This is a genomic window from Nocardia sp. NPDC056564 (genome assembly GCF_042793755.1).
In the GTDB taxonomy this organism is placed as follows: Bacteria; Actinomycetota; Actinomycetes; order Mycobacteriales; family Mycobacteriaceae; genus Nocardia.
In genome coordinates this window covers 25652-49591 of sequence record NZ_JBHTUR010000033.1, presented here as the reverse complement: position 1 = coordinate 49591, position 23940 = coordinate 25652, and the positions used below count along the sequence as shown (strand labels likewise).

The window sequence follows — 23940 nt, the reverse complement described above, 5'->3', positions numbered from 1 at the left end:
TCAGTTCGGAAACTGTCATCGGGCCCCGCTTTCGGCTAGTCCGGCATTCTTCGGCGGCCCCAATGCCACCATCGGACGGACCTGCCGGGCAGGGTCCAACGTCCCTCGGGTACAGGGCCGGAGTGCCCGACAAGGTCCTTCGCGCAGCGACGCCAGAACCGGTGACGTTGGACCTCGGATCCGGGGCGAAAAGGCCATCACGACAACCGGCCCGGTGCCCGACACTCCGCGATTCGGCGGGCGACACCGAGTGGGGGCCAATGCTCAGCGGAGCATCGTTTCGACGTCGCCGGCCATCCGGCGCGACGTGCGTGGCAGCGACCCGGCGTTCGCGGGCGCCCAGCCGATCCGGATGACGGACTGCGGATAGCCGCGGTTCTCCAGCACGCTGCGGCGAATACGGCCGCGCAGCTCGGGGCTCTCCAGGGGTTCGAGGAGGGCGCAGGACGCCAGATCCACGTTGGTCGCGGTGAGCAGTACCGCGCTGAGCGCCTCGCCCGCGGACAGCCAGGCCGATTCGTCGTCGGTCGGCGTGCTCAGCACCAGCAGTTCGGTGGAATCGGGTTCGCCGTCCGCGGCCGGCTCCGCCCCGACGTCCCGCAGCGCCAGGGCCACCTGCCCGCGCGTCCCGGCGGCCAACTGCTGGACATGCGCGCCGAGGGTCGTCGCACGTTCATTCGCCAACCCGATATAGCCGTACGGGATCGGCGAGCCCAATTTCCTGGTGTCGCTGTGCCTGCGGGTAATCGCGTTGCTCAAGGACCGTTCGAGCGTGGTGGGACGATGCGGTACCAGTTCGATGGATGCCAAATGGTCCCGGTCCGCCGGCTCCGGCAAGCGCCGTACCACCGCCGACCAGCCGGCCGCGGCGAGCGCGATCCGCAGATGATGCAGCGCGGCGCCACAACTCACCACGGCGGCCCGCCGCATCGCGTCGGTCGGCGGTCGCACCCGCGTCGGGTCGAGGTACACGCCCACGCCTCGATCGCTGATCCGGAACCGCCAGGGTTGCGCATTCTGAACCGACGGCGCCCGCACCGCGAGCGCCAACGCCGCCCGCAAGGTGTGATCGTCGGGCCGTCCGTAGCTCATCGTCTTCACCGTCCTTCTCGTCGTCGGGTTCCACGCTGCCACCGACCCGGCGGTCCGGGTAAGAGGAGGATGTCCCCTGGTCGAGGGACTTCGGGAAACGGTCCGGAAGTCCCTCGACAGCGATGACCTTCGGCCGTGACCGGGGCGGCGCCCGGTGCGCGATCCTGAGTACCGGAATCGGACTTCTCCGCGAAAGGCTGTGTCCCATGCCCGTTTACGGATCGCCCGCCGAGCTGCGGGAAACCCACACCGGGCTGGTGGTGCTGTGTGGCAACCCTCGCCGAGCAGCAGGACGACGTCGGCGACGGAGTTCCTCGGCTACTCCGCGCTGAGTGACCAACTGCTCACCGACTATCGGCTGATCACCGCCGATCCCGCGCCGCGGTCCCTACGTCAAGGGACTTTGGTCACCGATCCAGCGACCAACTCCGTGTCGCCGACCAGAAAAGATTCGTAGGCTGAACTCACCGCTCAGGGAGGTGCATCCGAATGGTCAAAGTGTTCCTGGTGGACGATCACCACATCGTGCGACGCGGGGTCGCCGATCTGATCGACGCCGAAACCGATCTCGAGGTAATCGGTGAGGCAGGCAACGTCTCCCAGGCGCTGGCGCGCATCCCGGCGCTGCGCCCGGACGTCGTGGTGCTCGACGTGCGCCTACCCGACGGCAACGGGATCGAACTATGCCGGGAACTGCTCGATCACCACCCTGAGCTACGTTGCCTGATCCTCACCTCCTTCACCGACGAACAGGCCATGCTCGACGCGATCCTGGCCGGTGCCAGCGGCTACGTGGTCAAGGACATCGGCACGCTGGAACTGATCGATGCCATCCGGGAAGTAGGCGCCGGACGTTCACTGCTCGACAATCGCGCGGCCGCCGCACTCATGGCGAAGCTCCGGGAGGAGACCGAGGCGAAGACCGGCCCGCTGGCGAGTCTGACCGATCAGGAACGCACCCTGCTCGAACTGCTGGGTGAGGGGTTGACCAACCGGCAGATCGCCGGGCGCATGTTCCTGGCCGAAAAGACCGTGAAGAACTACGTTTCCCGACTGCTGGCCAAGCTCGGTGTCGAGCGGCGAACGCAGGCGGCGGTCATCGCCTCCAAGCTCAACACCGCGCAGCCGAAGGAATGAGTCGCTCCCCGCTTGCCGCGCCGGCACCGCCCGATCGGTCTGTGCCCCCGGCGATCCGGCCGTGGAAAGATGACCGGCATGAACGGCAAGGCCAGCACGCCCGGCGAACCCGGTCACAGTCCGGTGATCGAGACGTTGTCTCAGCTGCGACTGCGTGAGCTGCTCGCCGAGGTGCAGGAGCGGATCGCACAGATCGTCGGCGTGCGCGATCAGATGGACCGCCTGATCGAGGCGATGCTGGTCGTGACGGCGGGCTTGGACCTCGACAACACGCTGCGCACCATCGTGCACACCGCGATCGAGCTGGTCGATGCCGGATACGGCGCGCTCGGCGTCCGCGAGACCGACAAGGACAGCTTGCAACTGGCCGAATTCGTCTACGAAGGGATCGACGACCGCACCCGGGTCATGATCGGCGACCTGCCGCGCGGCCACGGCGTGCTCGGCGTACTCATCGAGGAGCCGAAACCCATTCGGCTGATCGATCTTTCGACCCACCCCGCCTCGGTCGGCTTCCCCGAGCATCACCCACCGATGCACACCTTCCTCGGTGTTCCGGTGAAGGTCCGCGACGAGGTGTTCGGCAACCTCTACCTCACCGAGAAGGCGGGCGGTCAGGAATTCACCGAGGACGACGAGGTCATCGTCCAGGCGCTCGCCGCGGCCGCGGGCACCGCGATCGCCAATGCCCGCCTCTACGAGCAGTCCCAGACCCGCCAGCAATGGCTCGAAGCGACCCAGGATGTCGCCACCGAACTGCTGGCGGGCAGCGAACCAGGCGAGGTACTCGAGCTGGTCGCCGACCGGGCCCTGCGGCTCACGCAATCCGCCGTGGCGTTTCTCGCGCTGCCCGAGGATCCGGATATCCCGCACGACGAGGTGACCGAACTCGTGATCGTCGCCGCCGCCGGTGTCGGCGCGGAAGAGCTTCCCGGACAGCGCATTCCGGTCGACCGATCACATTCGGGCACGGCCTTCCGGTCCGGCCGGGTGGTGGTCAGCGACAAGCTGATGTTCCGTCCGCGATTCGGCGACGCCACCGAGTTCGGCGCGGCGCTGGTTCTTCCGCTGCGGGCCGAACAGACGGTCATCGGGGTGCTGGTCACCCTGCGTCCGGCCGACGCGCGCGCGCTCGACATGGCCGGGCAGGCGATGATCACCTCCTTCTCCGACCAGGCGGCCCTGGCCCTGCGATTGGCGGCGACCCAGCGGCGGATGCGCGAACTCGACGTGCTCTCCGACCGCGACCGCATCGCCCGTGACCTGCACGATCACGTCATCCAGCGATTGTTCGCCGTCGGCCTGTCGCTCCAGGGCACGGCGCAGCGAGCCCGCGCACCCGAGGTCAAGACCAGGCTCACCGAGACCATCCAGGACATCCAGTCCATCGTGCAGGAGATCCGGCACTCGATCTTCGACCTGCACAGCAGCACCGCCGCGGACGCGCCGACCCTGCGCAAACGGCTGCACGCGGTGATCACCGAGATGACCGCGGACACCGGCCTGCGCACCACGATCCGGCTGGCCGGGCCGGTCTCGGTGCTGGCGCCGCCGCTGTCCGAGGACGTCGAGGCGGTGCTGCGCGAAGCGGTCAGCAATGTGGTCCGGCACGCGTCGGCGACCACGGTGTCGATCAATCTGTCGGTGCGCGACGACGTCACCATCGAGATCAGCGACGACGGCCAGGGTATTCCCGAGAATCTCTCTCGCACAAGTGGTCTGACGAACCTGGCGGCGCGCGCCGACCGCTCAGGGGGCAGCTTCGGGGTCGAACTCGGCGCCAATGGCGGCACCATCCTGCGCTGGTCGGCGCCACTACCCGACCAGCCACCACGCGACACCTGACGACCGGCAACGCACTGCGGGATCAGGCTGCGGCGCTCTGGTCGCGCCGGTGCCCGATCCGGGGAAGGCGCGACGCTCCTCTGGCTGAGGCCATTGGTCCCTCCACCCCGGGTATCACGGCTCTGACCTGTGCATGTGCTCCTGAGCCAGGCTGGGAACATGGAAACGAAACCCACCAGGATCGCGATCATCTACGCGACCGCACAAGGATCGACCCGCGATATCGCGGAGTTCATCGGCGCGGAGCTCACCGAGCGCGGCGCCACCGTGGAATTGAGCGACTTCGAGCACGCGCCCGAGCTGTCCCGCTTCGACGGAATCATCCTCGGCAGCGCGATCCACAACCGGGACTTCTTGCCCGCCGCAACGGCTTTCATCCGCACGCACCGCGACGAGCTGCGCAAGTCCGACGTGTGGATGTTCAGCGTCGGGCTCGGTCCGGCGCTGCGCGGGCCGATCGGCCGGCGCATCGGCAACACCGTGCCGAAAAGGATTGCGGGACTGTGCCGAGCGGTCAGTCCCTGGGACTATCGACCTTTTGCCGGCCATTACGAACGAGCCGGCGTGTCCTGGCAGGCCAGGATGCTCTACCGCCTGATGGGCGGCGGTCGTTATGGCGACCTGCGCAACTGGCACGCGATTCGCACCTGGTCCACGATGGTCGCCCAATCGCTCGGTCTGCCCGCGGCCGGCGCGACCACTATCCACTCGTAGCCGGGATCGGAGCCGAAATGAGTGACTATGTGGCGGGATTCGGCGAGTTGCGGCTCGCCGACACACTGAGCGCCTACCGCGAGCTCGGCTGAGACACTGCCTCGGCGGTTCGGTCCTCCGCCGTCGGCCAGGACGGGGCTCCCTCTTCGTTCGCCGGTATGAATATCTCCCGCACCAACATTCGGGGCGACGACAAACTGATCTCCACCGTCATCGATTGCTGGGCTTCACTTTTCACCCTGCTCGTGGTGTGACCTACCGAGCCCGATGCCCACCTGCAGGCTCGGCATCACCTCGTCGCTGTGCGGGCAGGCACCGTCGAACCGTCCGGAGTTCACCGAACACCTTGTGCGCATGGGCATTACGTCGATCTCGGTGACCCCGGACGCGGTGCCTGCGGCTCGCCGCGCGGTCGCCGCGGCGGAACGACGGCTGCTGCTCGATCGAGCACTCGCCGACGAAACGGCACCGCCCGTTCCGTAGTCCGGCCTCGCTCGCCTCGCCCGGCCCGGGCCGACCAGACGACCTTGGTCCGGCCCGGCCGGGACCAACGGCCCTGCCGGCGGGAGCGTCGCACGGGCAGATTGTTCATCGGGTCGCGGTGTCCCCCCTGGCCGCGGCCCACCCTCGACAACCACCGGAGGATCCGCGTGCGCGACACGACCTACCACAGCAAGCCCGGCGAGAGCCTCGCCGATACCTACAACATCCCCGGCATCGTGCTGTTCATCGGTGGCGTGGTCGGCCTGGCCTGCACCCTCACGGCCGCCGGCTACGGCTTCGCCGGGTGGGTCGCGATCGGCGCGAGCGCAACCGCGCTGTCGTTCCTCGTGAGCATCACGCTGTTCGTGCTGGAGCACGAACGCCTGCGGCGACTCGCGCAACGTCGGGCGAGCCTCCCGTCCGTGGCCGGACCACCTGCCCGCTCATGACCGCGACACACGCTGCCCACGACACCGGGGAACCGGCCGTGCCGTACCCCGTCTCGGTCGCCCACTCGACGCCGCAGACCGTTCTCGGACTGCGCCGTACCGTGCGCATCGACCACGCCGGAGACGACATCGCCGCAGGCATGGGTGCGCTCTACGCAATGGCCGCCGCCACCGGGTTCGCCCCGGCGGGACCGCCGTCGACCACCTATCTCGGCGAGTTCCGCCCCGGCGCCACGACCGAAGCCGATTTCGGTCTGCCGGTCGTGCCGGAGCCGTTCACCGGCGCGAACGAGGAGGTGACGCTGCGGCGCACCGATCCGGAGCTGTTCGCGCACGTCACCCATCGCGGTGACTATCACCGCATCGGCGACGCCTATCGAGCCCTGGACGAATGGATCCGCGGCTCGGCTTTCCGGCAGGCCGGGCCACCGACCGAGGTGTACCTGGTCGCACCGGACGAGGCGCTCGACCCCGGCGATCTGCTCACCGAGATCCAGGTCCCGGTCGCCCTCGCCGAACTCGCCGTCCGGGTCTCGGCGCCGTTCGCGCAGACCGTGACGCTCGTCCGAGAGGCTCTGTCCGAGCAGGGATTCGGCGTGCTCACCGAGATCGATGTCCGCGCCACCCTGCACGGAAAACTCGGCGTCGAGATGGAGGACTACCGCATCCTGGGCGCCTGCAACCCGAGTCTCGCGCACCGAGCGCTCGACATCGATCGACAGATCGGACAGCTGCTGCCCTGCAACGTGGTGGTCCGCACCGAGGACGACGTCACCATCGTCGAAGCCGCCGACCCCGAGCTGCTGCTACGCGACACCGGCACGCCGGAACTGGGTCCGATCGCGCAGGCCGCGCGGGCCCGTCTGGCCGCCGCGCTCGCCACGGTCGCGCAACGCGCCGACGCCACCCCGTAGGACACACCACGCGTCTGCCCGGGACCTCGGACGGTCCCGGGCAGACGCGTGCGCGGGCTCGATCTGCGACTCTTACTGTCCACATTCGTAATCCGAGCAGGCGCAGCCGACACCGGCCGCCAGGTGGATCGGAAGCACCCGGCGGCCGGTCCTGCACCGCTGATTCGGGGGTCAGCGGTTGCTCGAGGGCTCGAAGGGATCGAGCACGTCCGCGACGGCCCGGCGCGGCGTGGCCGGCAGCGGTTCGGCGCTGGTCGGCACCCAACCGATGCGGATGATCGCCTGCGGGTAGGCGCCGTCGTCCAGAACGCCGACGCGGACGTCGCGGCGCAGTTCCGGGAGCTCGAGTGGTTCGGTGAGCACACAGGTGGCCAGTCCCACGTTGGTGGCGGTGAGCAGCACCGCGCTCAACGCCTCGCCCGCCCGCAGCCGGGACATCCGGTCGTCGGCGGAGGTGCCGAGCACCAGCAATTCCGCGAAATCCGGCTCGTGCGCCGGGTCGTCGAGTTGCGGAGCGACGAAGGCGCGAGCGGGTAGCTCGTCCTCCGGGCGCGGGCTCGGGGTGTTACGCGCGGGCACGCCGTCGTCCGTGCTGTGCCTGCCGCTCCAGTTCGCCAGCTCGAATCGGTACTCGGGGTCCATCGCGTGCCGGACGGCGGCGGCCCGAGTCGCCACAATCAGGTGGTCGCGCGCCCGGTCCGAGGCCTGGCGAACCAACGCGCCGAGGGCGGTCGCGCGCTCGGCGGCCAGCCCCAGGTATCCGGGTGGGATCTGCCACGAGGTGAAATGCCGGCGATCGGTTCGCCGGTGCGAGATCGCCGCGCTCAGCGCGACTTCGGCCGGCGTGGGCCGGTGCCGCAGCAGTTCGACCGACGCCAGGTGATTCGGGTCCGCCGGATTGGGCAGCCGATGCACCACGGCCGACCAGCCGAGGGCGGCGAACGCGACGCGCAGATGGTGCAGTGCCGCGCCGCAACTCACCACCATGTCCCGCTGATCGGGGTCGGTGGCCGGCAACGCGCGGGCCGGATCGAGGTACAGGTGCACGGATCGGCTGCCGATCCGCCAACGCCATGGCTGAGAATTGTGCACCGACGGCGCCCGCACCGCGAGCGCCAGTGCTGTCTTGACGGTGTTGTCGTCGGGCAGTCCGTGGTCCATGTCGATTCCTCCGTGGTGTTTCGTTCCACCGTCTCACCGGCGCGTGGCCGCGGAGAAGAGCCGGACGGGCACCGACGCGGACCGAATGGCCCTCGGCGTCAAGGACCTTCGGCCGCCGCGACCGGCCTGGTCGCCCCTGGTTCCGGAATCCGCCGGTCGACGCGGCGAGTGCGGACCGCGCGATGTAGCGCGTCGACCGTCGCCGGGTCGAAAATCTCGGTGCCCGGCCGCAGGACGGTGGCCGCGGCCGCCGCGACGCCGTACTCGCAGGCGCGCAGACAATCCGCACCCGTGGCCAGCCGATAGGTGAACGCACCGACCAGGCTGTCCCCCGCACAGGCGTCGCTGCGCGCGGGCGAGGGTGGTATCGGGCCGGAAATCCTATGGTGGAAACCGGAATTCGAGTAGACCGCGCCCAGCGCGCCGACCGTGGTGATCGCGTGGCCGGTGGCCCCGGTCTCGATCAGCAGATCGTTCGCGGCCTGGGCATCGGCGAAGCACTCGATCGGCCTGCCGATCAGGACGGTGGCCTCGCGGCGGTCGAGGCGGATGGCGAAGGAGTTGACGTTCAACACCTCCCGCAGCTGGGCACCGGCAATGTCGAGCACGACGCGGGTCGCGGCCGGGTCGATGCGCCGCACTATCCGGGCACAGAAGTCCGCCGGCAGCCCAGGTGGCACGCTGCCGGTCAACACCAGGTACGGAAAGCGTTGCGCGGCAGCGACGATCGCGTCGGCGCAGCGATCCCGCTCGGACGCCGCCAGGCCCGGACCCGGCGGCACCAGCTGGTAGCTGTGCCAGACGCAGGTCTCGGCGACGACCACGGCTTCCCTTGTGTCCGAACCTATCTCGATGCCTTGGTGGGCCAAGCCCTCTTCGTCGAGCAGCCGGTTCAACCGTTGCCCGACCTCCCTGCCGTACGTGTGCAGCGCGAGCGCCGAACCACCGAGCCGACCGACACAGCGGGCGACATTGATGCCCCCACCGCCGCCCTGCACCGACCGCACCCGCGCGCGATTCTTCCCCTCGTCCTTCAGCCGATCCACTTCCAAGCTGATGTCCACGGTCGGGTTCAAGGTAACCGTGAGAATCGGCGGCGGCACAAGCATCGAGGACTCCTCACCGGGGGCGGTGATTCACCTTCCCCCGGCGACACCCGGTTGCCACAGTGGCGAAAGTCCCGAATGACAGGCCGTCAGCAGTTGGTTCTGGCCCACTTTCCGTGACTAAAGGTGTTCTGCCGCAGCGTCACATGTCTGCGATGTCATCGTCGTGCGGCCGTGAGAAGCACTCGTTTGCGTAGTAGTGGAAGGCCAGCTCGGCCGAACATCTGCCTCTTGATCATTTGATGTGATTGACACGCCCCTCGACCGGGCCGGAGTTCGAGTGCATGGTCAGCCCGGCGGTGACGGCGTTCAGGTCGGATCTGAGTCCGGTGGCGAAGGAGGTCCGGCCAGGCAGGTCATCGGCATGGGCGGTGGCGATCCATCCGAGTAGATGTCGGCCCTGCAACATGGTCAGCATTTCGCCGAGGGCACGGACGTGCCCAGCCGTGGCTCGAAGTTCTGGGCACTGATCCAGCACTACTTTCAAGCGTGGTCGGTCATCCCGGGTGAGCTTGTCGGGGTGGCAGGTGAGCCACCTTGTGACCTCTCGGGCGGTCGGTGGCGTTGGTGCGATGGGGTCGGGCCTGCTGCGGCGCTGTTCCAGGTGGGCGCGCACCCGTCCATAGCCGCCGGAGTAGTCGAGTGCAGTGATCTCGCGGTGGAGTTGTAAGGCGTTGTGGCAGCCCGATTCCCAGCGTTGCTGTAGATAGGGTTTGAACCGGTCGAGCTTGCTGAGACGCGGGTCTTTCCATTTGCCATCGACCAGCTCCTGCCATGTGGCGGCGTGAGCGTAGCGCTGCACGGTGCGCTGACCCAGCCCAGCCCGCGAGCGATCCCGCGGATGCTGTGTCCCTGGGCCAGTAGATCGTGCACCGTCGCGTGGCGTTCCTGCGCGCGCTGGGCGGACCTGCCGACGGCTCTCCGCTGGAAGGCCGAGAGATTGTCCGATCGGCCGGCGCAGGCTCTGTGACGTGAAGACAGTCGCGATGGCGAGCCACGCAGCGCTCGATGGCCTTGCCCAAGTTCTGCCAGAGGTGAAATCTGTCCGCGACCTGTATCGCCTCGGGGGCGCCGAGACGAGCTCCCTCCGCGTACGACCCGGAACGGTCTCGGCATACCATCTCCACCCCAGGGTGTGTGGCCGGCCAATTCGCCAGTGTCTGAGCGTCCCTGCCTGGCAACAACTCCAGTGGTGCGCCCGTCTCGCAGTCGATCAGCACGGTGCCGTAGTCCTGGCCGCGCAGCACTGCGAAGTCGTCGACCCCCAGCACTCGCGGCGTTTCCGCCACGGGATCGGGCAACGCCGCCAGCAGCCGCAGCAGAGTAGACCGGCTTACCGACACGTGCCGCGCGGTGGCCAGGCGCGCACCCGCCCGGCCTGCCAACGCGACCGCGATGCTTTCCAGCATCGCCCGCAGTAGTGGCGTTCGCCGCCCGTGCGGTACCGTAACCCCCCTCGATCTGCTCCACGAAGGTATTTACCTCGCAATGTGGCTGATCGCAGAACCAGCGCCGAACCCGAAGCCGGAGCACGAGCCGTCGTCCACCTACCGGCGCGTCGGCCAGGTAGCGTTCGTAGCGGCTGTGCACCCTGGTCGAGTCATACCCGCAGCGAGCGCAGGCCGCAGTCGCTGTCTGCGCGGCTGCTCGGATGCACACCACTCCGCTGGACTCTGCGACTTCCTCAACGGCCACCCCGGCCAGGTGCGGGAACAGAACAGCGACCAACCCAAGATCAGAACACCCGAACCATGATCAAACCTCAAGCAGCGGAACGCATTTGTCACCGATCGTGCCAGTCCGACCAACGCACGAAAAGTAGCCGAGTTCCGGGGCGTTCGGACGAAGGTGACCAGAGGGCTACGACCGATCTCGCGAGGGCTTCTCGGTAACGAAGATCAGCAGGGTGCCAATCGCAGCCGTTTGCATCAACAGCTGCCCCACAGGGTCGGTAAAAACCGTGCCTGTACGGATGATCGACGTGATGATGCCCGCCGGAGCCAGGGCGGCCACGAGCAGCGCGACAGCCATTCTGCTCTTCGAGCGTCGTCTCCGCGGACCAACTGCCACGCCCATTTCCTGCCCGAGTGAAATCAAGCCAAGCAGGCCAGTAACGACACCAGTCAGGCCGAACAGACGACTTGCGGTCAGGTCACCCCAATCCTCACTGACAGCCAACCTGGTCAGGGCAACAATGTAGAGGCCGATGATGACAACGGCGGCGCCCCCTCTGAACTGTGCCCATCGCTTCTTCCGGCCATCTGCGGCAACCGATCCCGCCCCCTGTGTGCTCACAGCCGGAGAGCCTACAAGTCCGATGGTTGCGCCGCCTGGTGTGCGGTGCACGCTCGTGCCGCGGAGCGCGCGATCCCAAGGCCGCGCCCTCAGTCGATGAACGCACTCAAATGCCGAGTTCCGTGCGTTTTCAAGCGAGTTGTGCGCGATCAGACGTGCGGTGATGCCTGAGAGGATGGATGTGGATGATGCCGGTTCTGTGGATTCGATCATTTCCGGGTGGGATGTATGCGGTTGCGTCTATGTTGATCCGGTCTGGTCGGTATCGCTCTGAGGGGGTAGCCCATGTTCGGCACAGCAGGTCCGATCCCGTTCGTGACCCGGATTCCGCAGTGGCCTTCGATGCGATCGCTGACTGCCGCCGCACTGACCGCGACGGTAGTGACAGCACCGCTGGCTCTGGCCGCGAGCGTCTCGGCCCAGCCCACCGAATCCTGTGTCAAGGCCGGTCAACTGATCACAGACGACAGCAACCCTCAGATCTTCTACGAATGCGACGCCGCTCTCGAACCCGACCTGTTCGAATGCCCAAGCGACCTGGTCTTCAACCCGGTCATCCGTGACTGTGACGACCCGGGGAACGTCTCGTCACGTCCTCGCTGAACGGTTCCGTACGCCCTGCCCTGGTAAGTGATTCGACCGGGTGCAGCGCCGGCCTTGAACTCGTTCGATGGCTTGCCAGGAATCGGTCAACGAAAGCCCGCAGCGACCCGGGGCGCGTCGCGCGGTGTCTTCGTGGCGAGCTGGCACGAGATCGACCGCGCCACAGAACATCCGGACATGCCGCTGGGCGGGCGTTCTGCGTGGCGAGATCTACTGCCGCGCAGAACATCCTGTATTGGCTCCCCTTTAGGTCAAGCCCCTAGCAGTGGTCTTGGGGTTAATCTGTTTGATGGGTCCGGGTTGTGGCTTGTCCGAAGGATCGGTGTGCGGGGTCAGGCCGGTCGCGCTGGAGTCAGTAGTCGTTCCCGTTTGCCCTCCCGGGCCCGCTAATTCGTTGCGTTGCTGGTCGGTGAGCATGCGCGTGTAGACGACGTTGGACAGTCGTCGTTTAAGGGCTCGTAGTGCTTCCTTCGAGGTTTTCCCGCTGGTTCGCCGCCCGTCGTAGTAGACGCGGCCGGCGGTGTGGTGGCGTAGTTGGACCACGGCCATGATGTGGAGGACTCGGTTGATTTTGCGGTTGCCGGCGCGGGAGAGCCGATGGCGTTGTTGCTCGCCGGAGGAGGCGTCCAGGGGCGCGGTGCCGTTCCAGGACGCGAAACGGTCCCGGTTGCGGAACCGGCGAATATCACCGGTATCAGCCAAAAGCCTTGCCGCTGAGGAAGGTCCGATGCCGTTGAGTTCCATCAACGTCGAACCGCGCTCGGCCACCAGTTGGCGCAGTTCCTTGTCCGCGGCCCGTATTTTGCGGTCGATGGTTTCGAGGTCCTCGATCAACTCCTCGACCAGGCGCAGGCGAATCCTGACGACCGCGTCCTGGGGTGTGATCGTGTCGATCAATGCCCGTGCTTGCATCGAGGAGAGGAACTTCTTGGCTCCGCCGGGGATCAACTCGAGCAGTAATCGGTGTATCCGGCACAGGGTTTCGGTGCGTGCGCGCCCGAGTTCGTCGCGCCGGTCAGAGAGCATGCCCAAAGCGATCAATTCCGGATCCGCGGTGACTCGACGCAGGTCAGGTGCGTGCAGGGCGGCCAGGGCGACCGAGTGTGCGTCGACCGGATCGGTTTTGCGGCCATTGCCGGTGGCGAAGACCCGTACTTGGGCGGAGAGTTTCGCGGGCACGTCGATCACGGTTTGTCCGTCATGGACCAGGCGGTGGGCGAGGTGGCGGCCGATACCGTTGCAGCCCTCGACCGCCCACACCCGATCGGTGAATCCTTGTGTGGCGGTGAGCATTTCCGTATAACCAGCGGTGTCGGTGCCGTATCTGCCGGTGGCTAGAATCCGCCCGCTCGGATCGATGACTTCGATGGTGGCTGAACGTTTATGCGGATCCATCCCGATGATGACAGTCATCTCGCATCTCCCATACTCGGCAACCAGTGGTGTCCGTGCGGGAGGGCACCGCTAGTTCGAGCCGGGCAAACCCCTTTCCAGCCACTCCCTGCACGGCACCCGGTGGGAGGCAAGCCATTAACGAGCCACACCAATGACAACGGTGGGCAGCCGATTTGAGAGCACCCCACCGGGCACCTAGACCAAATCCTGGCCTGGATCCGGTCCTCACACCAAGTGTCTAACTAGCCGAGTTGAGGATCTTCAGGGCGGATCGGCGAGGACCAACCAACACGACTGGTCGCCGAATATCGTTCGGCAGCTGCCTATCCGGACCTCGCGAACACAGTCACCGAGCTGCTGGCACTGCTACCTTTTCCGTGAAAGATCAACTGCCCGTGTGCGATAGAGGGGACCAACCATGAGTACCGCCACCATTCGCGCTTTGTCCGGTTACTCGGAGCCGCAGCACCTGGACGCCAAGACGACTGCCGTGCTGATCATCGACCTTCAGAACGAGTACGTCGCGGGAGCCGACTACACAGGCAAACTGGCCGTGCCCGACGCCACTACCGTGCTGAGCAACTGCAATCGACTTGTCCAATACGCCGATCATAAGAACCTCCCCGTGTTCTGGACTCGGCAACTCGGCCCCTCGGGCGCTCCTGTGTTCGCTGAGGGCACGAAGGGAGCCGAATTCCACAAAGACATGAAGATCACCCAGCGCCACTCGGTGATCACTAAGGCCACTCCGAGTGCGTTCGTAGGCACCGACCTGGACAAACAGCTGAAGCGGCTGAATATCACGAGGTTGGTTGTCGGGGGCTTGCCGACGCACCTGTCGGTCGATGGCACGGTGCGTGACGCTGTTCCGCTCGGCTACGACGTCATCATCGCCGAAGACGCCTGTGCAACGCGTGATCTGGACGACCATGAAGGAAAGGTACTCGGTCACGATGCGCTCCATCGGAGCACGCTGACCGCACTCGGCGATGTCTACGCCACTGTCTGTCCCACGCAGCGAATCATGAGTATGCCCATCGCTTGAAATAGGCCACTCGGCCTCGGCCACCGATATCGAGTGAACGCACTCGGTGCTATAGGGCGCGGGATGATCAATCGGCCGAATCTTTTGGACGACAAACCTTTCCAGCGCACTCGGGTTTCGCTGCCCTGCGCTGTCCGAACCAGGCAGCGCAGGGCAGGGGACGATCCACTGGCCGTATCCGTCCGGGCCTACCCGGACGCACCCTCATGCCGCGGCCCGCGCGTCCGGACCCAGCCCCACGCTCGGCCGGCGAGTGCACGCAAATGCCGAAGAGCGGGCATTTGATCGGCATTCGAGGTCACCTGACCCTGCGGTGTGGCGAGTTCCTGCTCCCGTCCCGACGAACCGCTCTTTCACGGTCGCGTTGTCCTGATAGAGCCGTTCCACAGCAGTCAAGCCGGTATCTTCTGGATTCCTCCAATGCGCAAGTGATCATCGATACAATGAATCACATTGTGCTGGAGAGTGATTGGGGTCTGGGATGGTAAGCGACGAGCACTACCAGGAAATGCTGTTTCGTGCGCAACTCAGCGCCATCGCCGAACGGTATGACGACATGGCCAAAGAAGTGGACCATGCTGTGCGGTGGGCCTATGCGGAGAAGGTGCCGTTAGAGGCCAGTCTGCGCAGCCTGTTCTTCGACGCCGCACACCGACGGATCGGTGCCCGCAGGATCGGCTGGCGGCGGCTTGGCGCCGAGAAGTACAAGTACAGCTCCGCGGCGGAGGAGTTGCTCGCGATAGTGGTGGAGAAGGCCGACTTGATCGCCGGCGAGATAGTCAGTCTGTGCGCCGAGACGGTGGAGATGATCGACACCTATGTCTCGAGCATCGCGGAGAACCGTTCTGCCGAGTCCGAGGCATTCTTCCTGAGAATGAAGGCGGACTGCTGGCGATACACAGCAGAGGTGCTCACGGGTCAGGACCGAGAGACCGCTTCTGCGAACGCATCCGGCTGTTATGCCGACGCGGCCGAAGCCGCGCAGACACTCGCAGCGACGCATCCTTTCAAGCTCGGGGTCGCGTTGAACTCTGCCGTCTTCCGCTACGACACGCTCGGTGACAGCGTGCAAGCCACCCAGATCGCCACGACCGCCTTCGACGCCGCGGTCGCCGCCATGGACTCGATGTCGGAAGAGCACTACCGCGATTCGACCCTCATCATGCAGTTGCTCCGGGACAATATCGCCCTCTGGCAGGACGGGCCCGGCGCTGAAGAGTCTCAGGAATATCGGGCCGCCAAGGACTAGCTACATCGGTTATCGGATCGAATACAACAGTCGTAGAGACCAACGCGAGAAACGCAAGTAGCCGCTGAGCGCTCGGCCGACGCCGCGGTGAGACGCACTGAAGTGCCGCTGGGCGTCCGTTGGTCGGCTGCCCGAAATCTGACTCGGATCGATTGCGTGGCAGGGACCTTCGCTCGCATCCATTGAGTTGCGGCGGGTTAACTCACATTGACCCTCCGAAGCGCCTGGGTCTATCCGCTGATGCCCAGTGCGACACTCCGGTAGGGCGCTTGACCAGCGTCTTTTCGTGATCGGATCGTGCCGTGACGGCAGTCACAGAATCGGTTGACGGGCTGGTGTGCTGCGGTAGCGTCAGTACTTCACCGAAGTGACTGTTACTCACGGTTACGTGTAGTGGTGAATCTGATGGAGATCGCACGCAACCACCCGCTAGGACGCGGCCCATCCATCGCGCCGCGCCACCGACGACACGGAGGTAGCTCGATGACCAGACCGACACGACGCACCACCATCGCTGTCACAGCGGTGGCTTTGATATCCCTGGGGGCCGTGGCCGGTGCAGGCTCGGCCGGCGCGGAGACACCCCAAAGCGCCGAGCAGGCCCGCGACGGCTGTATCTCGCTGCTCACACAGACAATCAGGGCCTTGCCCGCAGGAACATCGCTCGAGCTCAGGAGCGGCGGAGCCCGCCAAAACAACTGGACCGACCCGGTCAACATGCTGATCCCGCCGCTGCGGACCGACACCTACAGCGCCGAGTACGACGTGCGCGAGTATCCAGGCAGCCCGGACTACGCCGAGGCCACATCCACAGCGTTCACCGACTTCGGCTGGTCTGCCGACACCGAGGTCTCGGCCGACAGAGTCGTCATCAAGGTCTACGCCACCGCACCCGACGGCTACCAGCTGACCGCCACCTCCAGCCCGTATGTCACCTGGTTGTCCTGCACCGCCCCTGCCTACATGGGCTTCGGCCGTGGAGATATCGGCGGCACACCCCAGACCATCACCCAATAACCAAGACCCGCAACCCTTCTCCACGCCATGAGAGGGCGGCATGAGCGGACCAGCCAGACGTCCGCTCTTGCCGCTGGTCGCTCGTGCTGCGCGGTGAGATCGACTGAGCCCGCACCGATTATGTGTCGTTGTCTGCGTATACGTGCACCGGTGCGGGGCTGGAGAATGTCTTGGGTCGACCCGGCGGCAGGCTGCGATGGCGAGTCCGGTTGTCGGGTGCCTCGTTGTGAGTCAGCTGTGAGTGTTTCGATCCCAGCCGGCATGTTCTCGGAACCGAATAGGACGTGAGCGGATCGCTGGCCGTGCTGCTGTCTGGCGATCGGCGTTGCACTACGCCGGGGGCGAGTCTCGACCCGCTCGGCTTATTCGTTCACGACTGGCCGAGATGCGTCATCGGCGATACCGCACAGATTACTCCCGCGGGCGAGCCTCATATAGCCTTGCTCACCCCAGCCTGCGCCCCAACTGTTGCGGACGATCCAGTAGGAATCGCTGTAGCCGACGACGACCACCGCGGAATTAGGGGAGCCCGCACAGGGACCCTCGAAGATGCCGCCTCGGTACCGCTGGGCCTGCTCGCCGAGGTGCATAGTCGCTCGCGTGGGACCTGCGGCGACAGTGGACTGTAGCGCTGCCTCGTCCCCCTGACGGATCTGCTCCCACCGTTGGACGGTACCGGCGGCGGGCGCCTCCTTTTGGTAGGCATCACATTTGGGTGTCCTGGAGCCGCTCTTGGCTTTCGCCTGGTCGTACACGTAGACATAGTTCGGCAGGCTCCCGGACTTGATGGCAACCGCTGATTCCAGCGTTGCCGCGGTGGCGAAGCCCCACGAGTCCTCGCAGTCGGCACCTTGTGTACGGACTGGTGCGACCTTGCCTTCCTCGCGCCAATCGACGGATATCGGTGGCGCGGCCGAGGCGGGTTGAACGCCACTCACTGCGGCGATTGCAGCTGCGAAAATGGCCACAGCAGTCGATCGGGCGCCTGGGCCGGTCCGCGCAACAATGATGCTGTGGTAAGCGCGAGTGTCGGTGAACGCCGCGATTCGAGCACGCACAAAGCTCACAGGAAGTCCTATCTCCTGACGTAGGCCAGGTATTGGTTAACGCTACGTCCATGTATTCGGAGCTGCGGTAACTTCGGACGGGAGCATCATGACGACGTTCGCGCGACGCGGTCCCCCGTATCGACACCTGCATTGAGAATCACCCTCGACCTGTACGTCTCCATCTGCTGACGGGACCCTATCGAGTGCGTCATCGAGATCGATCTGACACTTCCGCAGTCGACGTATATCGACATCTGTTGTGAAACAGAGAGATACGGATCCTGAGCCGGTGACGCCTCGCCTCTCTACTCGACAGCATGGATCCGCGCCTGAGAACATCCGATATTGCCGCGTGGCGCGCTGTCTGGAGTAGTCACGCAGTGGCTACTGTCGGCGTAGGTGCCGGAGATAGACGGTGGGTGTGACTCCGACGACGTGCTTGAAGTCGTTCAGCAGGTGCGTCTGGCTGCTGTAGCCGGTATCAGCGGCTAGGTCGGCCCAATCCGGGCGTGCTGTTCCGGCGGTCGCGCCGATCGCCTTCAGCAGACGTTGGCGTTTCAGCAGCCATTTGGGGCCGACGCCGACATGCTCGGCGAAGGTCGCCTGGAGACTGCGTTCGCTGCGGAAGAGCTCCGCGGCAAGGGCGCTCACGGTGGTGGGGCCGTCCTCTCGCATGATGGCATCGACGGCGTCCGCGATGAGCTGTAGGTGCTGGAGGGAAGGCTGGACCGGCCTGGAGCGCAGGAGTCCGTCCAAAGCATCCGCAATCTGCTCCTCGGGCTCATGCAGGAGCTCGCTGTGCAGACGGGTGCCGGCGTCCGGGAACACAGTGCTCAGGTCGATGTGACCGACGCGCAGTTGACTCATGGGTTTGCCCCAGTACGGCGCGAAACCGCCGGGCTTGAACGCGATCCCGGCCATGGCGCCGACACCGGCCGTGTCATAGCTGAGGGCGCCGTCGGTGATCCCGTGCACGAAAGCGCCCTGTGCGGTGACGAAGGCGTGCACCATCGGCGTGGGGAGCACCTCGACCGGTCGATAGGTCACGTTGTAGGGCAGCCGCCACCGCATGACCCAGTAGTGCGACACGCACGCTGCCAGGTCGGCGGCGGGCTCGAACGCTCGAACGGAGAAGTAGCGGTCGAACATCTCCGGTTCCAGCAGCCCGCCCTGCAGTAAGACCCTGTTGCGGTCGGGCGAGCCTGCGGATTTCTGAGATATCTCACCCACTCGTCTTTTCTACCGTAGGAGGCATCATCCGAGACGAGAGGAAACCACGATGAACGACACCAGTCCGGCCCCGGCACCCAGCCCGGCCATGCAGTCGCTGGGCCGTCTGATCGGCACCTGGCAGCTCTCCGGCGACAGCACCGGCACCGTCAAGTACGAGTGGATGGAAGGCGGCTTCTTCCTCCTTCAACATGTCGACATGCACTTGTTCGGCAGCGATGTGAAGGCACTCGAGGTCATCGGCCACCTCCAGCCCTTCGGTGAGCCGCCGAGCCCCGAGGTCCGCTCGCGCGCATACGACACCCGGGGCAACACACTCGACTACGTATACGAAATGGACGAAGACGTCCTGACCATCTGGGGCGGCGAGCCCGGTTCTTCGTCCTACTACAAGGGCACCTTCGTCGACGAGAACACCGCGGTCGGCCAGTGGACCTTTCCCGGCGGCGGCTACACCTCGACGATGCACAGGATCGCCCGCTGAGGTGCTTTCGCTGGCCCGCTGTTCCTGACAACCGTCCTGCTCCAGGAGGCCAACCGAGTCGGGTTCGACCCGTCTCGCCAGCCGCTCAGTGCCCTTAGTCTCGGCGACTTCGGCTGGATCCACACCGCACGTCCGGTCATGCCGATTACAGCGAGGGCACCGGCTGTCAGGGCAGGCATCGCGTGAGTAGTCGGTGGATCTGTTGTCGGGTGGGGGGTGTGGTGGCGGCCATCCCGCGCAGCGTGATGCCTTGGGCGGAATCGGCGAGCAGGGCTGCGGTCTCGGGGTCGGTGTAACGGGAGTAGAGGGCGCGGGTGGTCTCGGTGAAGCGGTCCGCGATCGGCCGCAGCCCGGGTCGGCGGATCGCGGCGACGTACAGCTCCAGTTGCACGGTGGTGATCGTGCGGTTGCTGGTGAAGCAGTCGATGAGCGCGTCTGCGGTCCGGTCGATGAGGTCCTCGATCCGCAGGTCCGGGTTCGCCCCTGGGATCTCGGCCATCATCGCGGCGTAGTCCGCGACGCAGATCTCCAGGGCGGCGGCCAGGAGGTCTTCTTTGTCTTTGTAGTGGTAGGTGGTTCCGGCGATCGGGACGTCCGCGGCTTCGGCGACCGCGCGGTGGGTCAGCCCTTCGACTCCGCGCTCGCCGATCACCCTGATCGCGGCGTGGGCGATGCGTTCACGCCGGTTCGGATCGAATCTGCGTCGGCGCGTGGGCTTGCCCGAATCAGTGGCCTCGACGGCCATTCATGCCTCCCATAGAGCTGTTATCGCTGTTCAAACCATCTTCAGGGTACATATGTACCTAATGCGACGTGCGTCACTGAAGGGTATGAACTCACCTGAGTTTAAGGTACAAATGTACTTATCAAGTCGTAGCAAACACTCAGTCATCGATCAGAAGGAGCAGGAACATGCCGTTCGCACCCTGTCTCGGAGTGAAGGACCCCGTCGTGAGCAAGGCGTTCTACGAGAAGCTCGGCTTCACCGTGGACTCGCGCACGGCGACCGAGGACAACGACATCCACATGGTCCTGTTCAACGACACCTTCTGCGGGATGATCTACCGCAACGCCCAGCTCGAGAACTGGCTGCCGCCGCTGAAGGGCCAGCCCATCGGGTTCACTGGCATCCTCTACCTAGAAGTCGAAGACTTCCAGGGCATGCTCGACACCGTCGGCGCGGTCACCGAGATCGTGCGCGGCCCCTCGGCCGATCACACCGGCACTCGCGAGTTCTACTTCGCCGACCCCGACGGCTACATCATCGGCATCAACGACGCCGCCTCACGCCAGAACAGCGACCTGGTCGGCGATTTCACCGTCTGACCCCGACCTCGATAGGGAAGCCGCCGATGTCCGCCCCGATCTTCACCTTCCGCCCCGCCGGCGCCCACGATCAGCCCTTCCTGGAACTGATGCTCCTGGAAGCGGCGAACGCCTCGGGAAACACACTGACCCGCGACACCCTTCCCGGCGATGAGCACACCTACCGCTACGTCGCCGGATGGGGACGCGAGTCCGATATCGGAGTCGTAGCCCTGGACGAGCACGGTGCGCGGGCCGGGGCGGCGTGGGCGCGACTGTTCGACGCCACCACTGCCTCACCGGCATTCGTCGGCGAGGCGATCCCGGAAATCACCATCGCTGTGGCTCCCGCGTTCCGGCGCCGCCGTCTCGGTGCGGCCCTGCTCGCCGAACTCGCCACCCGCGCACGCGCCGCCGGGATCACCGGCCTGAGTTTGGGAGTGGAGACCAACAACGTTGCCGCCCAACAGCTCTACCGCCGCGACGGCTGGAGCCTGCACCGCACCGCCGGGGACTACATCATCTTGGTCAAAGACCTGCGAACACCTGCCTGAACGAATGACACACCCCACGAAAGGAATACACCCCATGAGCACCACCGCGCATCCGGTCGCGACAGTGGCCTCCTACGCCATCTGGGCGTCAGACGGGCGCGCGCTGGCCGAGTTCTACGCCGCCGCACTCGGCAGCCACATCGCTCAGGAGTTCCCCGACGACACCGGCACCTCGGTCGCGTTCCTCGTCCCGGCCGGGAACGTGGTCTACGTGTTCTACACCGCCAAGCAGTTCACCCCGCCGAACTGGCCCGCCGACGAACTGCCCTTCCACCTGGACCTGACCTTCCCCGACATCCGCGCCGGAGAGGCCCGACTGCTCGAACTCGGCGCGAGCAAGCCACAGTTCCAGCCTGGCGGCGACCGGTGGACTGTGCTGCTCGATCCTTCCGGCCAACCCTTCTGCATCAGCTCCGCCACCTGAACCGTCGACCCGACGAAGGATCCCGCCAAATCCGCCTCTTCGTTCATCACCCCGCCAAACAAACGGACACATCCGCACATGCCGCATAGCGCTCGGCCGACGGGTGAGATCGGCTGCGTCTCGGGACGTCTGCTCATGCTTGCGGATTCAGGCGGTCGGTACCCTTGGAGTCGATGGACCGACCGGATCAGAGCTCTGCGGGGTACGGCGCCTGCCTTGTCTCGTAGCGAAGCAGATTGAAGAAGTCCGTCATCGCGACGGCGACGGGCGCGTCGCGAGTGAGGATCGCGGTGGCGGTCTGCGGGATCCCGGAGGCCGCCTGACCTGACGCGTACGCACGCAGATAGGACTCGCGCTGATCGCGGCCGGGACCGAAGAGCTCGGTCACCAGCCATTGCCCCGTGTACATGGCGGCGTAGCAGCGGTCGTAGTTACGGTGCCGCTCGAAGAAGGCGAGTTCGTTTTCCGCCAGCTCGAAGCGGGACGAGATCGCGAGTCCATAGTCGGCGAAGTAGAGGCGCTCGCCGTCGGTGAGCAGGTTCTGGAAGTGAGCGTCGAAATGCAGCAGGCCGTTGGCGTTCATGAACGCGATACCTGCCGCTAAATCCTGATCCACCATGGTCAACGCGCGGTCGGCCGCGGCATTGTCGGCCCGAAGCTGCTCACCGAGCCAGTCGAACAGGTTCTGCGGGATGTATTCCAGGAACAGCGCAATGCTCGCCGACGATGAGCGCTGCTCCTCGAGGCGCCGCCGGACCTGTGCCCTGCCTCCCCAATAGTCGACGACCCGATCGACATCGGCCAGCTCCTCGGGCAGCGGCGTCGTATCCGGCAGGACTCGCCAGTGGTACATCAGCGGGAAGCCCGCGAACTCGCCCGCGAGCGCCCAGTTGGTGGTCATGACATGCGCGGCGAGTTCGCGCCACGCTCCGAACGCCGGGCCGCCGATGCCGTAGTGGCAAAACATTGGCAGCTCGAAGAGATTGGCCGTGGAATGGACGTTCTCGGGCCGCAGTTCCAAGTCCGTCAGCGGTATGCGCTTGACGAACACCTGCCTCCCGACGACCTCCAACAACACCGACTTCCCGCCGATACCCGATCCGACCAGCTCCGCAGCGTCCAGCGCCTGCTGCAGCGCGCGATCGCTGAGCAAAGCCAGGGTCGTAGAGACGGAACCATATGCGGCAAGCCGCGTTTCGGACAGTGGGGAGGGCATGGACATCAGACTGTAGTAGCGCTCAGCAACGGTGCACGCTGAACTGACACACGCTCTTGCCGCATCCCACGCGGATAGCAGCGGCCGGCGGGACCAACGGAAGATCAACGGCCTCGGGGCATCTCGGTACCGTCGAAGTATCCGCTCCTGCCGACGAGCGTACGTTCGCGTTTGACCGCTGATAGGGGATGGAATCGGGTGTGCGGAGCAATGTGGGGCGTGTTTCCAGGCCGATCGCGACGCGCTGCCCAGGGTCCGAGTATCCACGGTCCTCGGCGGTAGATTTTTCGGGCCGATACTTCCCATCCGAATGACTCGATCCATCGAATAGTCAAGAGGCGGTGGCCCGGCTGGGCTCGACGCCGCTGGTCGATCCTTCAGAAAGGGATACGCATGAAACGTGTTTGCACACGTACCGCTGCCGCGCTGTTGTCGGCCGCCGCCGTAGGTTCTTTGTATCTCAGTGTCGCTCCCGTCACGAGCGCTGCGGAAAATCCCGGTTACAAATGCCAGCTGGTCTACCGGCCTGACCCGAGTGGTGGATTGTTGTACGGGCACCACTGTGTCGCGCAGGGCGGAGCGCCGGATGCTGGATCCAAATCCGGCAACATCACGATCACCGATGTCCTCAACTCTTCCAAGGAGGGGGCTTTCATCTGCGGCGAGGTGTACGTCGACACAGGCGACCTTGTCGGCCGGCGTTGCTATCTCAAAGACCAGTCGGACGACTCCAGGTAGTCGTAAAGGCAGAGCTGAGGCCGCCATTTCCAGGCCGCAGATGAACTGCTGGCCAGCTGGAGGACCACGGCGGCCCTTCAACGCGCGTCGGGTGGACGGTCGGCCCCGAAGATCGTTGGGGCCGACCGGCGGCCGGCACCACTGTCAAATCCACATTCGTTGCCGCAGACCTCCTGAATGGGAGCGCCACCCGCACGATGCGGCTCCGCGAACAACGGCTCCTCGCATGCTGAGCGAGCCGGGCGCGGCTGCGGATCGTCGACACGCCAGAACTCTCACAGGGCCTCGGCGTCGCAGACTGAGGCCAGCTCGCTGCAATCACACCACGACCCGCCGATCAACGAACGTCCGCACATGCCGCGGAGCGCCCGTTGTGAGCGATCGGTGGCCGGCCTCGAACCGGTCTGCCATCAACGCTTCTGGGACATCCTCTTC

25 protein-coding genes and 2 pseudogenes are annotated in these 23940 nt (G+C 65.6%); 16 read left to right on the top strand and 11 right to left on the bottom strand.

Going from position 1 to position 23940, the window contains the following annotated elements:
- Positions 1 to 264: 264 nt before the first annotated feature.
- A complete protein-coding gene (locus ACFQ9K_RS43495) occupies positions 265 to 1092 on the bottom strand; it encodes an NAD(P)H nitroreductase (protein ID WP_378724227.1) in 828 nt (275 codons plus the stop codon).
- Between the two features lie 489 nt (positions 1093 to 1581).
- Between ACFQ9K_RS43495 and ACFQ9K_RS43490 the strand changes: the two genes are divergently transcribed.
- The 7 genes and pseudogenes from ACFQ9K_RS43490 to ACFQ9K_RS43460 all read left to right on the top strand — a co-directional run bounded on the left by ACFQ9K_RS43490 (position 1582) and on the right by ACFQ9K_RS43460 (position 6634).
- Entirely contained in the window at positions 1582 to 2229 is a 648-nt protein-coding gene (locus ACFQ9K_RS43490; RefSeq protein ID WP_378724231.1) for a response regulator, read from the top strand.
- Positions 2230 to 2298: 69 nt separating this feature from the next.
- Positions 2299 to 4074: a GAF domain-containing protein gene (locus tag ACFQ9K_RS43485; RefSeq protein WP_378724233.1), complete on the top strand. Its 1776-nt coding sequence runs from the start codon at positions 2299 to 2301 to the stop codon at positions 4072 to 4074.
- A gap of 159 nt (positions 4075 to 4233) precedes the next feature.
- A complete protein-coding gene (locus ACFQ9K_RS43480; RefSeq protein ID WP_378724235.1) occupies positions 4234 to 4788 on the top strand; it encodes a flavodoxin domain-containing protein in 555 nt (184 codons plus the stop codon).
- Positions 4789 to 4946: 158 nt separating this feature from the next.
- The gene (locus ACFQ9K_RS43475) at positions 4947 to 5042 is read left to right on the top strand and encodes a hypothetical protein (protein ID WP_378724237.1); all 96 of its coding nucleotides are present in this window, start codon (positions 4947 to 4949) and stop codon (positions 5040 to 5042) included.
- 25 nt (positions 5043 to 5067) lie between these two features.
- Positions 5068 to 5271: pseudogene (locus tag ACFQ9K_RS43470) on the top strand (putative PEP-binding protein); the annotation flags it as partial.
- A gap of 167 nt (positions 5272 to 5438) precedes the next feature.
- Positions 5439 to 5720 (top strand): hypothetical protein, encoded by a 282-nt coding sequence (locus ACFQ9K_RS43465; protein WP_378724239.1) that lies wholly within the window; start codon positions 5439 to 5441, stop codon positions 5718 to 5720.
- Complete coding sequence (locus ACFQ9K_RS43460; protein ID WP_378724241.1) at positions 5717 to 6634, top strand: DUF302 domain-containing protein; 918 nt, start codon at positions 5717 to 5719, stop codon at positions 6632 to 6634. Before ACFQ9K_RS43465 ends, ACFQ9K_RS43460 begins: the two co-directional genes overlap by 4 nt.
- A gap of 171 nt (positions 6635 to 6805) precedes the next feature.
- Here the strand turns inward: ACFQ9K_RS43460 and ACFQ9K_RS43455 are convergent, their stop codons facing one another.
- The 5 genes and pseudogenes from ACFQ9K_RS43455 to ACFQ9K_RS43435 all read right to left on the bottom strand — a co-directional run bounded on the left by ACFQ9K_RS43455 (position 6806) and on the right by ACFQ9K_RS43435 (position 11196).
- Positions 6806 to 7795, bottom strand: a complete 990-nt coding sequence (locus tag ACFQ9K_RS43455) for an Acg family FMN-binding oxidoreductase (protein ID WP_378721684.1) — start codon at positions 7793 to 7795, stop codon at positions 6806 to 6808.
- A gap of 98 nt (positions 7796 to 7893) precedes the next feature.
- A complete protein-coding gene (locus ACFQ9K_RS43450; protein ID WP_378721685.1) occupies positions 7894 to 8904 on the bottom strand; it encodes a 1-phosphofructokinase family hexose kinase in 1011 nt (336 codons plus the stop codon).
- Positions 8905 to 9136: 232 nt separating this feature from the next.
- Positions 9137 to 9703, bottom strand: coding sequence for a hypothetical protein (locus ACFQ9K_RS43445; RefSeq protein ID WP_378721717.1), 567 nt, complete (start codon positions 9701 to 9703; stop codon positions 9137 to 9139).
- Positions 9704 to 9941: 238 nt separating this feature from the next.
- Positions 9942 to 10310: pseudogene (locus ACFQ9K_RS43440) on the bottom strand (transposase); the annotation flags it as partial.
- Positions 10311 to 10761: 451 nt separating this feature from the next.
- Complete coding sequence (locus ACFQ9K_RS43435; protein WP_378721686.1) at positions 10762 to 11196, bottom strand: hypothetical protein; 435 nt, start codon at positions 11194 to 11196, stop codon at positions 10762 to 10764.
- Positions 11197 to 11481: 285 nt separating this feature from the next.
- Here ACFQ9K_RS43435 and ACFQ9K_RS43430 point away from each other — a divergent pair, with 285 nt between their 5' ends.
- Positions 11482 to 11799, top strand: a complete 318-nt coding sequence (locus ACFQ9K_RS43430) for a chitin binding peritrophin-A domain-containing protein (RefSeq protein WP_378721687.1) — start codon at positions 11482 to 11484, stop codon at positions 11797 to 11799.
- A 246-nt stretch (positions 11800 to 12045) separates the two neighbouring features.
- On the opposite strand, the gene ACFQ9K_RS43425 is transcribed toward ACFQ9K_RS43430, so the two are convergent.
- The gene (locus tag ACFQ9K_RS43425; RefSeq protein WP_378721688.1) at positions 12046 to 13212 is read right to left on the bottom strand and encodes an IS110 family transposase; all 1167 of its coding nucleotides are present in this window, start codon (positions 13210 to 13212) and stop codon (positions 12046 to 12048) included.
- Positions 13213 to 13612: 400 nt separating this feature from the next.
- On the opposite strand from ACFQ9K_RS43425, the gene ACFQ9K_RS43420 reads away from it, so the two are divergent.
- From ACFQ9K_RS43420 to ACFQ9K_RS43410, 3 genes are all read left to right on the top strand, one after another.
- Complete coding sequence (locus ACFQ9K_RS43420; RefSeq protein ID WP_378721690.1) at positions 13613 to 14239, top strand: cysteine hydrolase family protein; 627 nt, start codon at positions 13613 to 13615, stop codon at positions 14237 to 14239.
- A gap of 481 nt (positions 14240 to 14720) precedes the next feature.
- Complete coding sequence (locus ACFQ9K_RS43415; RefSeq protein WP_378721691.1) at positions 14721 to 15488, top strand: 14-3-3 family protein; 768 nt, start codon at positions 14721 to 14723, stop codon at positions 15486 to 15488.
- Between the two features lie 645 nt (positions 15489 to 16133).
- Positions 16134 to 16505, top strand: a complete 372-nt coding sequence (locus tag ACFQ9K_RS43410; RefSeq protein ID WP_378984496.1) for a hypothetical protein — start codon at positions 16134 to 16136, stop codon at positions 16503 to 16505.
- 362 nt (positions 16506 to 16867) lie between these two features.
- On the opposite strand, the gene ACFQ9K_RS43405 is transcribed toward ACFQ9K_RS43410, so the two are convergent.
- Positions 16868 to 17572, bottom strand: coding sequence for a C1 family peptidase (locus ACFQ9K_RS43405; protein WP_378721695.1), 705 nt, complete (start codon positions 17570 to 17572; stop codon positions 16868 to 16870).
- 366 nt (positions 17573 to 17938) lie between these two features.
- Complete coding sequence (locus tag ACFQ9K_RS43400) at positions 17939 to 18784, bottom strand: helix-turn-helix domain-containing protein (RefSeq protein WP_378721696.1); 846 nt, start codon at positions 18782 to 18784, stop codon at positions 17939 to 17941.
- A gap of 49 nt (positions 18785 to 18833) precedes the next feature.
- Between ACFQ9K_RS43400 and ACFQ9K_RS43395 the strand changes: the two genes are divergently transcribed.
- Entirely contained in the window at positions 18834 to 19268 is a 435-nt protein-coding gene (locus ACFQ9K_RS43395; protein WP_357093226.1) for a hypothetical protein, read from the top strand.
- Between the two features lie 166 nt (positions 19269 to 19434).
- Here ACFQ9K_RS43395 and ACFQ9K_RS43390 read toward each other — a convergent pair whose 3' ends face one another.
- Positions 19435 to 20013: a TetR/AcrR family transcriptional regulator gene (locus ACFQ9K_RS43390; RefSeq protein ID WP_378721698.1), complete on the bottom strand. Its 579-nt coding sequence runs from the start codon at positions 20011 to 20013 to the stop codon at positions 19435 to 19437.
- Between the two features lie 167 nt (positions 20014 to 20180).
- Between ACFQ9K_RS43390 and ACFQ9K_RS43385 the strand changes: the two genes are divergently transcribed.
- The 3 genes from ACFQ9K_RS43385 to ACFQ9K_RS43375 are packed head-to-tail and all read left to right on the top strand — an operon-like array spanning position 20181 to position 21551.
- The gene (locus ACFQ9K_RS43385) at positions 20181 to 20594 is read left to right on the top strand and encodes a VOC family protein (RefSeq protein WP_378721699.1); all 414 of its coding nucleotides are present in this window, start codon (positions 20181 to 20183) and stop codon (positions 20592 to 20594) included.
- 26 nt (positions 20595 to 20620) lie between these two features.
- Positions 20621 to 21127 (top strand): GNAT family N-acetyltransferase, encoded by a 507-nt coding sequence (locus tag ACFQ9K_RS43380; RefSeq protein WP_378721701.1) that lies wholly within the window; start codon positions 20621 to 20623, stop codon positions 21125 to 21127.
- A 34-nt stretch (positions 21128 to 21161) separates the two neighbouring features.
- A complete protein-coding gene (locus tag ACFQ9K_RS43375; RefSeq protein ID WP_378721702.1) occupies positions 21162 to 21551 on the top strand; it encodes a VOC family protein in 390 nt (129 codons plus the stop codon).
- A 187-nt stretch (positions 21552 to 21738) separates the two neighbouring features.
- Here ACFQ9K_RS43375 and ACFQ9K_RS43370 read toward each other — a convergent pair whose 3' ends face one another.
- A complete protein-coding gene (locus tag ACFQ9K_RS43370) occupies positions 21739 to 22773 on the bottom strand; it encodes a protein kinase family protein (RefSeq protein WP_378721703.1) in 1035 nt (344 codons plus the stop codon).
- A 387-nt stretch (positions 22774 to 23160) separates the two neighbouring features.
- Here ACFQ9K_RS43370 and ACFQ9K_RS43365 point away from each other — a divergent pair, with 387 nt between their 5' ends.
- A complete protein-coding gene (locus ACFQ9K_RS43365; protein WP_378721704.1) occupies positions 23161 to 23505 on the top strand; it encodes a hypothetical protein in 345 nt (114 codons plus the stop codon).
- The last annotated feature ends 435 nt before the right edge of the window (positions 23506 to 23940 follow it).